The sequence below is a fragment of the Azospirillum sp. genome (assembly GCF_050789165.1).
In genome coordinates this window covers 64437-78589 of sequence record NZ_JBOZRT010000060.1, presented here as the reverse complement: position 1 = coordinate 78589, position 14153 = coordinate 64437, and the positions used below count along the sequence as shown (strand labels likewise).

The following is a 14153-nucleotide window of genomic DNA, read 5'->3' as shown; positions in this document are numbered from 1 at the left end:
CGCTCTCGGCGGCGTAAAGCCAGATCTCGACGCTGTCGAACAGGCGGACGCTGGCCGTCACGCCGACCGGCCCGCGCGGCGCTCATCCGTTCATAAGGCGGGCGAGATCTCGCCGCAGGCTGGCCGCCTTGTGGTGTCCGCGCAGTTCGGTGAACGGAGACGCTTGACCGGGATCAAACGCTCGTCCGCCCGACCGGGCAGTATGCGCGCTGCTCGGAGGTGTCGATGACAGACCGCGCTGAACTGCCGCTCGTTTACTCCTGTTCCGGCTGCTCCAACGTGGCGCAGGTCGCCAACGCCGTGGCGCTGCGGCTCGACCGGCTCGGGTTGGCCGAGATGTCCTGCATCGCCGGCGTCGGCGGCGGGGTCAAGCCGCTCGTCAGGCTCGCGACCTCCGGCCGGCCGGTGGTGGCACTGGACGGCTGCGTGCTGGCCTGCGTGAAGGCTTGCCTGGGCCGGCACGGCGTCGAGGCGACGGTGCATCATGTGCTGACCCGGCACGATCTGAAGAAGCAGGCCGGAGTCGATCCCGACCCCGACGAGATCGAGCGCGTGCTCGCCATGGTGCAAGCGATGATGCCGCCGTCCCGCTGATCCGCGGCTCCCGGGCGCCGTCCGGCATGCGGCGACCGGTCGAGTCGATGCCCTGGACCGCCGCTCACGCCCGCAGCTTGAAGCGGGACACCATCCGATCCAGGTCCGTCGCCAGCCGCCCCAGTTCGTTCGCGGCGGCCGAGGTCTGCGTGGCACCGCTTGCCGTCTCGCCGGCGATGCGGGCGAGGAACTCCACGGCGTCCTTCACCACGCGTGCCTGGCTCGACGTCTCCACCGTGTCCTTGGCGACCTCCTTGGCCGCCAAGGCCACCTGCGAGACATTGCGGCCGATCTCGGCGGTGGTGGCGCTCTGCTGCTGCACCTCGTGGGCGATGGAACCGGCGATCGCGTCGATCTCGCCGATGACGCCGTTGATCGAGGAGATCGCCCCGCTCACCCGCTCCATCATGCGCGCCACCTCGTCGATGGAGGCGACGCTCCTCTCGGTCTGCTCCTGGGTGGCGGTGATCTTCTGCTCGATCTCCTCGGTGGCCCTGGCTGACTGGGTGGCGAGATTCTTCACCTCGTTGGCGACCACCGCGAAGCCCTTGCCCATCTCGCCGGCCCGCGCCGCCTCGATGGTGGCGTTCAAGGCCAGCAGGTTGGTCTGCTGCGCGATGTCGGAGATGACCTTGATGACCTGGCCAATTTCGGTGCTCGCCTGCGCCAGCCCGCGGATGTTGGCGACGGCCTGTTTGATGGCACCATCGGCGGCGTGCAGCACGCCGCCGGCCTGCTCGGCGGCAGTGGAGGCCCGGTGCGCCACCTGCGAGCTGTCGGCGGCGTGGCGGGCCACCTCGCTGATCGAGGCCCCCATCTCCTCGGCGGCTGCGGCCACCGTCTCGGCGTTGGCGGCGAGTTGCTCGGCCACCGCCGACAGGTCGCCGACGGCGCGCACCACCTGGGTCACGGCATAGGTGATGCTGTCCGCCTTCTCGTTCATGCGCTCGGCGTTGCGGCTCATATCGCCGGCGGAAGCGTTCAGTTCCACCGACGCGGAGGAGACCGAGGCGCTGGCCTCGCCCACCCGCGCGATGCTGTCCCGCAAGGTGCCGATCAGGCCGTTGAAGTCGCGGGCCATGGTGGCGATCTCGTCGCGCCCGTCGGCTGCGGCGGTGCGCGTCAGGTCGCCGGTGCTGGCGGCGGAGATCACCGCCTGCATGCCGGGGATCGGCTTCACCACCGCCCGCCCGATCAGCAGCGTCGCCAGCACGCCCAGCAGCATGACCGCCGCGCTGACGATGCCCTGGCGCCACGCCTCGGTGGCGAAGGCGGTGTCCACGTCGTCGATGTAGATGCCGGTGGACAGCGTCCATCCCCAGGGCGCGAAGGCGCGCACGTAAGCCAGCTTGGGCTGCGGCCGGTTGGGATCACCGCCCGGCTTGGCAAAGGCGTAGCGGACGAAGTCACCCGCGGGGCTGGCGCGGGCGGCGTCGAGCATGGCGCGCACGAAGTAGACGCCGTTGGGATCCCGTGCACCGGTCAGGTCCTTGCCGACCTGCGCCGGATTGGCGTGCGCGATGGTGAGACCCGCGGAGTCCAGCGCGAAGAAATAGTCGGTATCGTTGTAACGAAGCTGGGAGAGCGCGGCGAGTGCCGCCTTCTGCGCCTGTTCCTGCGTCGCGCGGCCGGCCTTCGCCTCCGCTTCATGGTGGGCGGTGAGGCTGTAGGCCACCTCGACCAAGTTCTTCACCTTGGCTTCGCGGTCGGCGAACATCTGCGCACGCATGTTGACGAGCGCGATGCCGACGATGACGCCGAGACCGACGACGCTGATCGCCAGGATCAGACCGATCTTACCCTTGATGCTGAGATTCTTGACCATGGGCCACTCCGCAGACCGCCCCGGAAACGGGAGCATCATCCGGAAACGATCCTTACCTCAATGAAGATAAATAATTCTTAAGCAGGAAAGGAAATGTCTGACCGACCACTTGCCATTGCGGAATGGGGAGCACGTCGAAGAAGTGTTCACGTCCAGCGTGGTGCAACAATTGCCAGGAGCAGCCGACCGCTCGGCGACGGCCGGCATGGTCGATCCGGAGAGAACACCGCGGATGAGGCCCCAGAGGTAACCATCGACCGCGCGGGCGAGGTGGCAGCCGTCTTCAGCCGTTCGCCGACGCGCCGGTCCGCGGCGGCTTGCGACCAGAACCGGCACGGGGGCGTGCGATGGCGAGAACGGCATCCGCTCGGGCTTCTTTCCGACGGACGGGCGGCCTGCTTGGCGATGCGGGCCGTGCCGACACCCCGGCAGGCCGCACGATGGCCCGTGCGATCCATACAGCCTCAACGGCCGGTCAGAACGGGACGGTCAGCCGCGTCCAGCAGGTATCGCCGCTCAGCGTGTTCCTGGCGCCGAAACCGTGGTTGTAGCATAAGGACGATCAGGGCGCGCAGCTCAGCCTCCGGTCGCGCTCATTTGGCGGGACACCGCGGTGCCGTGGCGGTTGCGGTCGATGATGAAGTCGTGGCCCTTCGGCTTGCGCCGGACGGCGGCGCGCACGGCGTCGATCAGCAGGCCGTCGTCGTCGCTCAGGCGCAGCGGCGTGCGCAGGTCGGCGGCGTCCTCCTGGCCCAGGCACAGGCACAGCGTGCCGGTGCAGGTCAGCCGCACCCGGTTGCAGCTTTCGCAGAAATTGTGCGTCAGCGGCGTGATGAAGCCGACCCGTCTGCCGGTCTCCTTCACCCGCACGTAGCGCGCCGGGCCGCCGGTGCGGTGGTCGGTGTCCTCCAGCGTCCAGCGTGTCTCCAGCTCGGCGCGCACCCGCGTCAGCGGGATGTGCTGGTCGAGGCGGGAGACGTCGCCCAGGTCGCCCAACGGCATCACCTCGATGAAGGTCAGGTCGAAGCCGCGCTCGCCGCACCACTCGATCATCGTGTGGAACTCGTCGTCGTTGACGCCCTTCAGCGCCACCGTGTTGATCTTGATGTGCAGCCCGGCGTCCTTGGCGGCCTGGATGCCTTCCACCACCTTGGCCAGCTTGCCCCAGCGGGTGATGACCTGGAACTTGTGCGGGTCGAGGGTGTCGAGCGACACGTTGATGCGCTTCACCCCGGCATCCACCAGCCCCGCGGCGTGCTTGAACAGCATCGAGCCGTTGGTGGTCAGCGTCAGCTCGTCGAGCGCGCCGGATCTCACATGCCGGCCGAGCGAGCGGACCAGTTCCATGATGCCGGGCCGCACCAGCGGCTCGCCGCCGGTCAGGCGCAGCCTGCGGGTGCCGAGCCCGACGAAGACGGAGGCCAGCCGGTCGATCTCCTCCAGCGACAGCACCTCGGCCTTGGGAAGGAAGCCGGCGTCCTCCGCCATGCAGTAGACGCAGCGAAAGCCGCAGCGGTCGGTCACCGAGACGCGCAGGTAGCTGACCGTGCGGCCGAAGGAGTCCTGTAGAGGCGTCATGGCGGTCGCTCTCTTTGGGAAGGCCCCTCCCCCGCCCGCAGGCGGGGGAGGGCAGGAGGTGGCGCTACGCGCTCTTCGGCGGGCCGAAGGCGGTGACCGCCGGGGCCGCTTCGGCGTACTTTTCGAGCTGGGCGACCGCGGTGTGGCCGCAGTTGCCCTGGGCGAGCTTCGACGTCGGCACGTCCACGGTCAGCGCGTTGACGTCGCCGTACTTGCACAGCGTGCCCGGCGTGCCCGGTTCCGCCGGGTCGTACCAGCCGCCCTCGCTCACCCGGACGACGCCCGGGCGGATCGTGTCGGTCACCACCGCGCCGGCCAGGATCTGGCCGCGGTCGTTGAAGACCCGCACCACGTCGCCGGTCTTGATGCCGCGCGCCTCGGCGTCCTTGGGGTTGACGAGGCAGGGCTCGCGGCCGGCCACCGCGTACTTGTCGCGCAGCACCGTGCCGGCGAGCTGCGAGTGCAGCCGCAGGTTCGGGTGGCTGGTGGTGACGTGCAGCGGGTAGGTGGCCTTGGTCGGGCCGCCCATCCACTCGACCGGCTCCATCCACCGCGGGTGCGGACCGCAGTCGTCGTAGCCCATCTTCTCGATGTTCTTCGAGTAGATCTCGATCTTGCCGGACGGCGTGCCCAGCGGCTCCAGCAGCGGTTCGTCGCGGAAGCTCTTGTAGCGCACGTACTCCGCGGCTTCCTTGGGAACGTCGAACTCGACCACCGAATCGCCCTTCCAGAAGTCCTCGAACGGCGGCATCTTCTGGTTCTTCGCCTTGGCCTGCTGCAACGCCGCGTCGTAGAAGGAGCGGATCCAGTCGAGCTGGCTCCTGCCCTCGGTGAATTCCTTCTCCTTGCCCAGGCGCTTGGCGATCTCGCGGAAAATCTCGTAGTCGTCGCGCGCCTCGAACACCGGGTCGATGACCTTGTGCAGGCCGATGATCGCCTTCATGGCGTAGTCGCCGACCTGCTCGACGTCGTCGCGCTCGAAGGTCGTGGTCGCCGGCAGCACGATGTCGGCGTGCCGGCAGGTGGCGGTCCACTGGAAGTCGTGGACGATCACCGTCTCCAGCTTCCGCCACGCCTTGACCAGACGGTTGCGGTCCTGGTGGTGGGCGAACGGGTTGCCGCCGACCCAGTAGCACAGCTTGACGTCCGGGTAGGTGACCTTGGCGCCGTTGAAGTCGATGGTCTTGCCGGGGTTCAGCAGCATGTCGGCCACCCGTGCCACCGGGATCACCACCGCACCGCCGGTCGCCAGCCACGCCGCGCCGCCGGCCTTGGAGCCGTCGGTGATTCCCGGCAGCACCGGGCTGTCGGCGCTCGGCGCGCCGCCGTTGGCGTAGTGGTAGGACAGGCCGAAGCCGCCGCCCGGCAGACCGATCTGCCCCAGCATGCTGGCCAGCGTGATCAGCATCCAGTGCGCCTGCTCGCCGTGGTGCATGCGCTGCATGGACCAGCCGCTCATCAGCATGGTGCGGTTCTTGGCGAAATCACGCGCCAGGCGCTTGATCAGCTCGGCGTCGAGGCCGCTGATGCCGGCCGCCCACTCGGCGGTCTTCGGCGTCTTGTCGGTCTCGCCCATCAGGTAGGGCAGGAACTTGTCGAAGCCGACCGTGTAGTCGTCCAGGAACGCCTGGTCGTGCAGCTTCTCGGCGACCAGCGTGTGGGCGATGCCCAGCATGATCGCCACGTCGGTCTGCGGCTTCGGCGCGATCCACTCGGCGTTCAGGTACTCGGCGGTGGCGGTGCGAACGGGGTCGATGCAGACGACCTTGGTGCCCTTCTCCTTCAGCGCCTTCAGGCCGGCGTAACCGCCGTGGTCGGGGACGATCCAGCCGATCTGGTTGGTGGTCACCGGGTCGGCGCCCCAGATGACGACCAACTTGGAGTGCTCGACCACCACCGGCCATGCGGTTTGCTGTTCATAGACCTCCAGGCGGCCGACGACGTGCGGCATGACCACCTGCGAGGCGCCGGTCGAATAGTCGCCGGCCGACGAGCAGTAGCTGCCGTTCAGGTTCAGCATGCGCCGCATCAGGTTCTGGCAGTTGTGCAGCTTGCCCACGCTCTTCCAGCCGTAGGAGCCTGCGTAGATGCCGGTCGGCCCGTGCTCCTTGGAGACGCGCTGCAGCTCCTTGACGACGAGGTCGAGCGCCTGCTCCCAGCTGACGCGCACGAACTCGTCGGCGCCGCGCTTGGCCGTGTCGCTCTTCGGGCCGTCCTTGAGATAGCCGGCGCGCACCATCGGGTACTTGATGCGGGTCGGCGAATAGACGGCGTCCAGCACGCCGGGCAGCTGCGGGCTGGGGAAGAGGTCCTTCTCGTAGGGGATCGCCTCGACGAACCGGCCGTTCTCGACGCGCGCCCGGAAGGCGCCCCAGTGGCAGCCGGACATGGCCAGCGCCGACGGCTGCGCCGCCATCGCCCCCCTGGCCAGCAGCGACGGCCCGGCCAGCAGTCCGGCACCGGCGATCAGCGCCCCTTCCAGGAAGGACCGGCGCGACACGAAGGGCTGGAAGTCCTTCTCGAAGAGCTTCGTCATGGCGTTCACCCCTTGCGCGATGGGCGGCGGTGCCACACGGCCCCGCACCCTGTTTCCCTGCTGCCCGTTGTAGGGGGGCGTTGTGAACGGCGTTTCGGGGGCGGGTAACCGCGGTGAAAAATCTTGTAAACCGGGTGTGAACGGGGCCGGGGCGGGCATGAAAAAGGCCGGGCGCCGCTCAGCGCCCGGCCCCGCACCTCGGTCCGGCGGCTACGCCGCCTCCATCTCCAGCATGCCGCGCAGCACCCGCGCCGCGGCGGCGTAGTAGCCGCCGGGATCGCGCTCGATGCAGGCCGCGCAGAAGGCCGGCGCCCAGCGCAGCAGGTGCTCGTCGAGCAGCCGGCGTTCCAGCGCCGCCGCGCCCGACGACGCCAGCGCGGCCAGGAACTCCAGCTCCACGGCGATGTGGTCGGCCGGTTCCGGCGCGCCGGCGACCGACAGGCCGTGCTCGGCCAGCAGGCGCTCCATGTCGGTGGTGGCCTGCTGGAACAGGCGGTGCTGCGGGCTGGTGTGCACCGATTCGTAGGGCGACACCGCCGCCGGCCCGCCGGCCCCCAGGAACAGCCGGGCGTAGACGCCGGCCAACTCGAAAGCCAGCGCCTCCAGGTCCGTCTCGTCGTTCACCAGCGTCAGGAAGCCGGCCGCCCCTTCCCGCAGAGGCTCCATCCGGCTCAAGTCCTGAAGGATGGCGCGGCCTTCCGGGCTGCGGTAGGTGGCGAGGGTTCCGGCGGTCGGCTCGCGGGCGAACACGCCCGCCAGCCACCGGTAGACCTCCCCCCGCACCGGCTTCAGGGTGTCGTTGACGGTTTCGGCCATGGTCCGGCCTCCTTCAATGGGCAGCGGTGGCGCCGCCGGTGTCGCGGGCGTTCAGCTGCAGGTACTTCTGCAGGAAGCGGTACTCCTCCTTGTCCAGGGAGATGAAGCGCTTCATGGCGTCCAGGCTGCCGATCCACTGGTTGGCCAGGTAGTGGCTGGGTGCGCGCAGCGTGTGGCAGGTGCCGCAGGACGCGTTGTACAGCTCGCCGGCATAGGCCCACAGCTTCGTCGCGTCGGACGTCACGTCGTCATTTGAGATCCAGGCGGTCAGCGCGACCTCGTTCCATCGCTGCTCGGTGTCGGGATCGACCATGGTGGACTTGGTCTCGACCGCCTTCTCGCCCGGCTTGCCAAGCGCCGCCGAAAAGATCCGTTTGCCGCTGCGGGCGTAGATCATCTGCGCCACGCCGTCCTGCTGCCAGCCGTCCAGGCGCACCTTCAGCAGATCGCCGCTGCGCCCGACCACCGCGACCTCGGTCGCCGGCAGCAGCACGCCGTCACCCTTGCCGCCCGGCTTGACCGCCGCCGGATCGAGGAACAGCGGCTTGGAGCGCAGCGTGAACAGCCGCTCTGCCTTCGCCGCGTCCCGGGGGCCGGAGACCAGCAGCTCCTCGAACACCTTCTTGTAGCCGCCCTTCATGTCAGGGAGCTTGTGGGCGATGCCCTTGTGGCAGCTGATGCAGGTATCGCCTTCCTTGATGGCCTGCGGGTGCAGCTTCTGGGCGTTCTCGCGCTGCTTGTCGATGGTCATGGTCTCGAAGGAATGGCAGTTGCGGCATTCGCGCGAGTCGTTCGCCGCCATGCTCGCCCACACCCGCTTCGCCAGTTCCAGGCGCTTCGCCTCGAACTTCTCCGGCGTGTCGATGACGCCGGTGATCTTGCCCCACACCTCGCCCGACGCCTGGATCTTGCGCCACAGCTTGGGGCCCAGCGCCTTGGGCACGTGGCAGTCGGCGCACACCGCCCGCACGCCCGACGGGTTGCTGAAATGCGGCGTGTGCTGGTACTCCGCGTACACGGTGTTCTTCATCTCGTGGCAGGAGATGCAGAACTCCATGCGGTTGGTGTAGTCCACCACCGCGGAGAACCCGCCATAGGCGGCCAGCGCCGCGACCGACGCCGCCAGCGCGGTCGCGCCCCAGGCCGCCGGCTTCGAGAACCACCTCACCACACGTCCGAGCATGACGCCCTCCATACGCTCTCCTACAGCGTCACGTTTAGCAGGGGCGTGTGAACGGGGTTTCGGCAGCGCTTGAACGGCGTGTAGAATGTTGTAAACGACGTGCAAACGACGTCCCCGCGGAGAGAGCGGCCGCATGGCGACCCAGCAGCACAGCGCCCACAAGCACATCCTGGTCGTCGATGACGAGCTGACCACCCGCATCACCCTGACCGCCTATTTCGAGGCCGAGGGCTTTCGCGTCAGCGCCGTGGAAAACGGCGAACGCATGCGCGCCGCGCTGGCGCACGGCGACGTGGACCTCGTGCTGCTCGACATCCGGCTGGCGGGGGAGGACGGGCTGACCCTGCTGCGCGAGGTGCGCCGCACCTCCGACATCGGCGTGATCCTGGTGACCGGCAAGAGCGACGAGATCGACCGCGTCGTCGGCCTGGAGACCGGGGCGGACGACTACGTCACCAAGCCGTTCAGCGCCCGTGAGCTGCTGGCCCGCGCCAAGGGCCTGCTGCGCCGCACCTCCGCCGCGCACGCGGCCCCGGCCGACGGCGCGGCGGTCAAGCATTTCGCCGGCTGGTCGCTGGACGTCGGCAAGCGCCGCCTGAGCTCACCGGCCGGCGAGGATGTGCGCCTCACCCGCGCCGAGTTCGAGCTGCTGCTGGCCTTCGTGCGCAACCCGGGTCGGGTGCTGACCCGCGACAACCTGCTCGACCACGTCAGCCGGCGCGACTGGGCGCCCAACGACCGCACGGTGGACGTGCTGGTCGGCCGCCTGCGCCGCAAGGTCGAGACGGACCCCAACGCGCCGCGCATGATCCTGACCGAGCACGGCGTCGGTTACGTGTTCGTCGAAGCGGTCGCCTGAGCGCACACCCTGCGGTACTCGGCATCGAGCGCCGCCAGCGCACCCGGATAGGCGGCGTCCAGCGCCGCCGCCGACGCCGCGTCCGTCGCCCGCTCCGCCCGCTTCGCCAGCGCGGCGAACGCCGTCAGCCCGACGTTGCCCGACGCGCTCTTCAACGCGTGCGCCCGTTCCGCCGCCGTCGCCCACGCGCCCGCCGCCGCCGCCGCGCGCAGGTCGGCGAGCAGCGCCGCGCTGGATGTCCGGAAGGCATCGACGATGCGGGCCAGCCGCTCGCAGCCGAGCAGCGCCGCGTGCTCCGCCAGCACCGCCGGGTCGAGCGCCGCGGCGCTGCCCGGCTGCCGCTCGGCCAGCACGTCGCGCAACGCCTTCCTCAGATCCTCCCGGCGGAACGGCTTGCCGAGGAAGCCGTCCATCCCCGCCGCGAAGCAGGCGTCGAGCTTGGCGCGCTGGCTGTTGGCGGTGATCGCCACGATGGGCACTGCGGCGCGCCGGGGATCGTCCAGGGCACGGATGCGCCGCGCCGCCTCCAGCCCGTCCAGGCCGGGCATGCGCAGATCCATCAGCACCAGGTCGAAGTCGTGCGCGGCGGCGAGGTCCACCGCCGTCAGCCCGTCGGCGGCCAGCGTCACCCGGTGCCCGTCCAGTTCGAGCAGGCCGGTCAGGACGACGGCGTTCACCTCGTTGTCCTCGGCGGCCAGCACGGACAGCGGCGGCATCCGTGTTTCGTCGGCGACATCCTGCACCGGCGTCGGCACGGCACGGGCGGCCCGGTCGAGATCGACGACGACCCAGAAGGTGCTGCCCTCCCCCGGCGCGCTGTCCACCCCGATGCGGCCGCCGATGGCGTCGACGATGCGCTTGCAGATGGCGAGCCCCAGGCCGGTGCCGCCGTAACGCCGGGAGATCGAGGTATCGCTCTGCGCGAACGCCTCGAACAGCCGGGCGCGCGCGTCGGGTGGGATGCCGATGCCGGTGTCGGTCACCGCGAAACGCAGCCGCACCCGGCCGGGCGGCGCGCCAGCCTGGGTCGAGACGCGCAGCCCGACCTCGCCGCGTTCGGTGAACTTGATGGCGTTGCCGATCAGGTTGAGCAGCACCTGGCTGAGCTTCGCCGGATCGCCGCGCAGACGCTGCGGCACGCGCGGCGCCCGCTCGACGCGAAGCACGATGCCCTTGCGCGCCGCCTGGTGCTGCGTCAGCGAGCGCATGGTCTCCAGCAGCTCGTCCAGGCGGAAGTCGATGGCCTCCAGCTCCAGCCGGCCGGCCTCGATCTTCGAGTAGTCCAGCACGTCGTTGAGGATCGCCAGCAGCGCCTCGCCGGAGGTCGAGATGGCGTCGATGCAGGAGCGTTGCCGGGCCGACGGCTCGGTCGCCTGGAGAAGCTGCGCCATGCCGAGGATGCCGTTGAGCGGCGTGCGGATCTCGTGGCTCATGGTCGCCAGGAAGGCGGACTTGGCGCGGTTGGCGCGCTCGGCCTGCTCGCGGGCGCGCTGGTAGTCGGTGACGTCGGTGAGGATCACGACGGTGCCCAGGAAGCGCTCCGAAATGTCCAGCATGGGGCGCAGCTTGGCGTCGAACCGGCGGGGGCCGCGCCGGGTGTCCAGCGTGCATTCGACGTCGCTGTCGTTGCCGGCTTCGCGCAGCAGCTCGCCCATGCGTTCCGCCACCGGGCCGATCAGCCCGTGGCCGTAGTACAGGACGCCCGGCTCGGAGCCGACGTCGAAGACGCTGCAGGCGGCGTTGTTCATGTTCTCGATGCGGCCGCTCGGGTCCAGGAAGATCACCGGGTCCCGCAGGCTTTCGAAGATCGTCAGGTACTTCAGCTTCTCGCGCGTGATGGCGACGTTGTGCTCCTGGATCTCGCGGATCTTCTCCGTCTCGGCGAGACCATCCCATTCGCTGCACAGCCCGAGTTCGACGCGGTCGAAAACGCGGTCGATGAAGCGTCGGCAGACGCGCTCGGTCGCCAGGGGGAGGCCGGCCTCCTCGACGAGGTCCTGGTAGCTTTGCCGGTAATACTTGAGCAGGCCGAGGAACAGCGTGATCGGGATGCCGCGGGCGCGGTGCGCACGGGCCTCCTCGACGCCGAAGCGGGCGACCGAGTCCCGGTGGAAGTCCAGCCCGGCGTTCAGCACCGGCGGCCGCGCGTGCACCTCGAGCGCGTGCACGAGCGCCTGCGACAGGCCGCGGATGGACGCCCGCCACGCCTCGACCAGGGTCGAGCTGTACATGGCGTAGCCGTGCTCCTTGGCATAGCCGAGAACCCGCTCGATGAGCCAGTCCTCCCGGCCCTCCACCAGCGGGCGCAAAGGTGCCAGAAGGTCTTCCGCCTGTTTGGCCACACCGCACCTCCCCCGCATCACGGACCGGCCATCATACACATTTCAATGGCGGCGACTGGCAGAGATCGAACGAGGCAAGTGACGATGACCTGATTGGGCAGCTATTGGCGGATAGTGTTGACAATGCCGGGTGTCGACAGAGTGCCGCTATGCCGACCGCGAGGGGCCAGCGGGCAGAGCCCCTTTCATGCCGGCCCGGGTTCCGCCTGCTTCGAACTACAACGGTTCTGGTTGCCACCGCCGCCCTGGCAGGACGAACTCCCGCGCGAGCCGGCCGGCTGTGTGTGCCCGAGACGCACCTGAGCGTCCTGGCACCCACTCGCCGAGCCGACGGCGCGCGGGCACGAACGGCATCAGCTTCCGCGATAGGTGGTGTAGGTCCACGGCGTGCACAGCAGCGGCACGTGGTAGCCCTGCTTGGCGTCGAAGATGCCGAAGCGCACCGGCACGGCGCCGAGGAACGCCGGCTCGGGCAGCGTCAGGCCCTGGGCGCGGTAGTAGTCGGCAACGTGGAAGGTCAGCTCGTAGGTGCCCACCGCCATCTCCTCGGCGGTGAACAGCAGCTGGTCGGTACGGCCGTCGGCGTTGGTGGTGACGGTCTTGATGAGGGTCTTCGACCCATCCTTCTCGACGCGCGCGAAGTCGATCTTCACGCCGGCGCCCGGACGGCCGTGGTAGGTGTCGAGCACGTGCGTGCTCAGCTTCGGCTTGGTGTTGGCGCTCACCGTCGGGCTGGCCGGGGGCGGGCTGGCCGGGGCGCCCTGCGCCTGCGCGGCGGCGGGAACGGCGGCGGCGGCCACCAGGGCACCGGCGGCCATGACCTCTCGTCTCGACATCGACATGCTCGTTCTCCTTGGGAGGGGGCGGATCACGCCGCCCGGACGTTGCTGATGAACTGGTCCACCTCGCGGCGCAGCGCGCCGGCCTGGCGGGACAGGGCGACGGCGGCGGTCAGCACCGTGTCGGCCACCGTTCCGGCCTCGCCGGCGGCCTCGCTGACGTTGGCGATGTTGTCCGACACGTTCTGCGTGCCGACCGCCGCCTGCTCGACGTTGCGGGCGATCTCGCTGGTGGAGGCGCCCTGCTGCTCGACCGCCGAGGCGATGGCGGCGGACACCTGGCTGATGTCGCCGATGGTGCCGGTGATGGCCTGGATGGCCTGCACCGCCTCGTTGGTGGCCTGCTGCACCCCGGTGATCTGGCCGCGGATGTCGTCGGTGGCGCGCGAGGTCTGGGTGGCCAGCGCCTTCACCTCGCTCGCCACCACCGCGAAGCCCTTGCCCATCTCGCCGGCGCGCGCCGCCTCGATGGTGGCGTTGAGGGCGAGGAGGTTGGTCTGCGAGGCGATGTCGTTGATGAGGTTGACCACCTCGCCGATGCGGGCGGCGGCGGTGGCGAGGCCCTGGACGATGGTGTTGGCGTGGTTGGCCTCCTCCACCGCCTGGTTGGCGACGGTGGCGGCGTGGCCGACCTGCTTGCTGATCTCGCCGATGGAGGCGGACAGCTCCTCGGTGGCGGCGGCGACGGTCTGCACGTTGGCCGAGGTCTGCTCCGACGCGGTGCTGACGACGGTGGACTGGCGGCGGGTCTCCTGGGCAACGCGGCTCATGGTCTCGGCCGAGCCCTGGAGATCGGTGGCGGCGGAGGCGACCGACTGCACCACGGTCTGCACCGACGCCTCGAAGGTGCTGACCATCTGCGCCAGCGCGCGGCGCTTCTCGGCCTCGGCGGCCTGCTTCTCGGCGGCGCGCTCGGCCTCGATGCGCTGCATCTCCAGCGCGTTGTTCTTGAACGTCTGCACCGCGTCGGCCATCGAGCCGATCTCGTCGGCGCGGTCCAGGCCGGGAACGTCTGCGGAGAGGTCGCCGTGCGACAGCGCGTACATCGCCTCGCGGATGCGGTCGAGCGGGCGCAGGATGTGGCGCAGCATCACGAAGAAGCCGGCGAGGATCACCGCGGCCACCGCGCTCAGCGTCAGCACCGAGCCGATCATCGCGGCGCTCTGCGCCGCCTCCAGCGAGGCGCGCGACAGCCGCAGTTCCAGGACGCCGATCTTCTTGCCGCCGCGGGCGATGTCCTGGGTGAACAGCATGGCGTCCGCACTGGGGGCGGCGCCGTGCGTGTGCGTCGGCTTGCCGGCGCCGTCCAGCACGCGCGAGCCCTGGTAGTCCGGGTCGCGGGCGAAGCTCGCCAGGATCTTGGTGACGGTGTCGTCCTCCATGTTCCACAGCGGCGCCACGACCGCCTCGGCCTGCAGGGAGGTGATGAGGGTTCCGCGCGCCTCGACCAGCGCCCGCTGGGCGGCCGCCTCGTTGCGCAGCTGCCACGCGCTGAAGCCGGCGAAGACGAGGACCAGCAGCGCGGCGGTCCAGGCGAGGAACGTGACCTTCAGACTCTTGCGGCGGGTGGCGGCGGACATG

The 14153-nt window shown here is 69.8% G+C and carries 10 protein-coding genes; 2 read left to right on the top strand and 8 right to left on the bottom strand.

Annotation, left to right across the window (positions count from 1 at the left end):
* Window positions 1-225 precede the first annotated feature (225 nt).
* A complete protein-coding gene (locus ACRWK7_RS14480) occupies window positions 226-594 on the top strand; it encodes a putative zinc-binding protein (RefSeq protein WP_431856959.1) in 369 nt (122 codons plus the stop codon).
* Window positions 595-658: 64 nt separating this feature from the next.
* Here the strand turns inward: ACRWK7_RS14480 and ACRWK7_RS14475 are convergent, their stop codons facing one another.
* From ACRWK7_RS14475 to ACRWK7_RS14455, 5 genes are all read right to left on the bottom strand, one after another.
* Window positions 659-2419 carry a methyl-accepting chemotaxis protein gene (locus tag ACRWK7_RS14475; protein ID WP_431856957.1) on the bottom strand — a complete coding sequence of 587 codons (1761 nt, stop codon included), beginning with the start codon at window positions 2417-2419 and terminating at the stop codon, window positions 659-661.
* Window positions 2420-2995: 576 nt separating this feature from the next.
* The gene (gene moaA, locus ACRWK7_RS14470; RefSeq protein ID WP_431856956.1) at window positions 2996-3997 is read right to left on the bottom strand and encodes a GTP 3',8-cyclase MoaA; all 1002 of its coding nucleotides are present in this window, start codon (window positions 3995-3997) and stop codon (window positions 2996-2998) included.
* A gap of 64 nt (window positions 3998-4061) precedes the next feature.
* On the bottom strand, window positions 4062-6533 hold the full coding sequence (torA, locus tag ACRWK7_RS14465; RefSeq protein ID WP_431856955.1) for a trimethylamine-N-oxide reductase TorA: 2472 nt from the start codon (window positions 6531-6533) through the stop codon (window positions 4062-4064).
* Window positions 6534-6743: 210 nt separating this feature from the next.
* Window positions 6744-7349, bottom strand: a complete 606-nt coding sequence (locus ACRWK7_RS14460) for a TorD/DmsD family molecular chaperone (RefSeq protein WP_431856954.1) — start codon at window positions 7347-7349, stop codon at window positions 6744-6746.
* A 13-nt stretch (window positions 7350-7362) separates the two neighbouring features.
* Window positions 7363-8532: a NapC/NirT family cytochrome c gene (locus tag ACRWK7_RS14455; protein WP_431856953.1), complete on the bottom strand. Its 1170-nt coding sequence runs from the start codon at window positions 8530-8532 to the stop codon at window positions 7363-7365.
* Between the two features lie 133 nt (window positions 8533-8665).
* Here ACRWK7_RS14455 and ACRWK7_RS14450 point away from each other — a divergent pair, with 133 nt between their 5' ends.
* The gene (locus tag ACRWK7_RS14450) at window positions 8666-9391 is read left to right on the top strand and encodes a response regulator (RefSeq protein WP_431856952.1); all 726 of its coding nucleotides are present in this window, start codon (window positions 8666-8668) and stop codon (window positions 9389-9391) included.
* Here ACRWK7_RS14450 and ACRWK7_RS14445 read toward each other — a convergent pair.
* The 3 genes from ACRWK7_RS14445 to ACRWK7_RS14435 all read right to left on the bottom strand — a co-directional run bounded on the left by ACRWK7_RS14445 (window position 9364) and on the right by ACRWK7_RS14435 (window position 14152).
* Window positions 9364-11733, bottom strand: coding sequence for an ATP-binding protein (locus tag ACRWK7_RS14445; protein ID WP_431856951.1), 2370 nt, complete (start codon window positions 11731-11733; stop codon window positions 9364-9366). The genes ACRWK7_RS14450 and ACRWK7_RS14445 overlap by 28 nt on opposite strands.
* A gap of 353 nt (window positions 11734-12086) precedes the next feature.
* A complete protein-coding gene (gene uraH / locus ACRWK7_RS14440) occupies window positions 12087-12575 on the bottom strand; it encodes a hydroxyisourate hydrolase (RefSeq protein WP_431856950.1) in 489 nt (162 codons plus the stop codon).
* A 26-nt stretch (window positions 12576-12601) separates the two neighbouring features.
* Window positions 12602-14152 carry a methyl-accepting chemotaxis protein gene (locus ACRWK7_RS14435; protein ID WP_431856949.1) on the bottom strand — a complete coding sequence of 517 codons (1551 nt, stop codon included), beginning with the start codon at window positions 14150-14152 and terminating at the stop codon, window positions 12602-12604.
* Window position 14153: the final 1 nt, after the last annotated feature.

Bases quoted from the DNA above. Each gene is read 5' to 3' on its own strand.
- ACRWK7_RS14480 (WP_431856959.1), top strand. From the start codon at position 226: ATGACAGACCGCGCTGAACTGCCGCTCGTTTACTCCTGTTCCGGCTGC.
- ACRWK7_RS14475 (WP_431856957.1), bottom strand. From the start codon at position 2,419: ATGGTCAAGAATCTCAGCATCAAGGGTAAGATCGGTCTGATCCTGGCG.
- moaA (WP_431856956.1), bottom strand. From the start codon at position 3,997: ATGACGCCTCTACAGGACTCCTTCGGCCGCACGGTCAGCTACCTGCGC.
- torA (WP_431856955.1), bottom strand. From the start codon at position 6,533: ATGACGAAGCTCTTCGAGAAGGACTTCCAGCCCTTCGTGTCGCGCCGG.
- ACRWK7_RS14460 (WP_431856954.1), bottom strand. From the start codon at position 7,349: ATGGCCGAAACCGTCAACGACACCCTGAAGCCGGTGCGGGGGGAGGTC.
- ACRWK7_RS14455 (WP_431856953.1), bottom strand. From the start codon at position 8,532: ATGCTCGGACGTGTGGTGAGGTGGTTCTCGAAGCCGGCGGCCTGGGGC.
- ACRWK7_RS14450 (WP_431856952.1), top strand. From the start codon at position 8,666: ATGGCGACCCAGCAGCACAGCGCCCACAAGCACATCCTGGTCGTCGAT.
- uraH (WP_431856950.1), bottom strand. From the start codon at position 12,575: ATGTCGATGTCGAGACGAGAGGTCATGGCCGCCGGTGCCCTGGTGGCC.
- ACRWK7_RS14435 (WP_431856949.1), bottom strand. From the start codon at position 14,152: ATGTCCGCCGCCACCCGCCGCAAGAGTCTGAAGGTCACGTTCCTCGCC.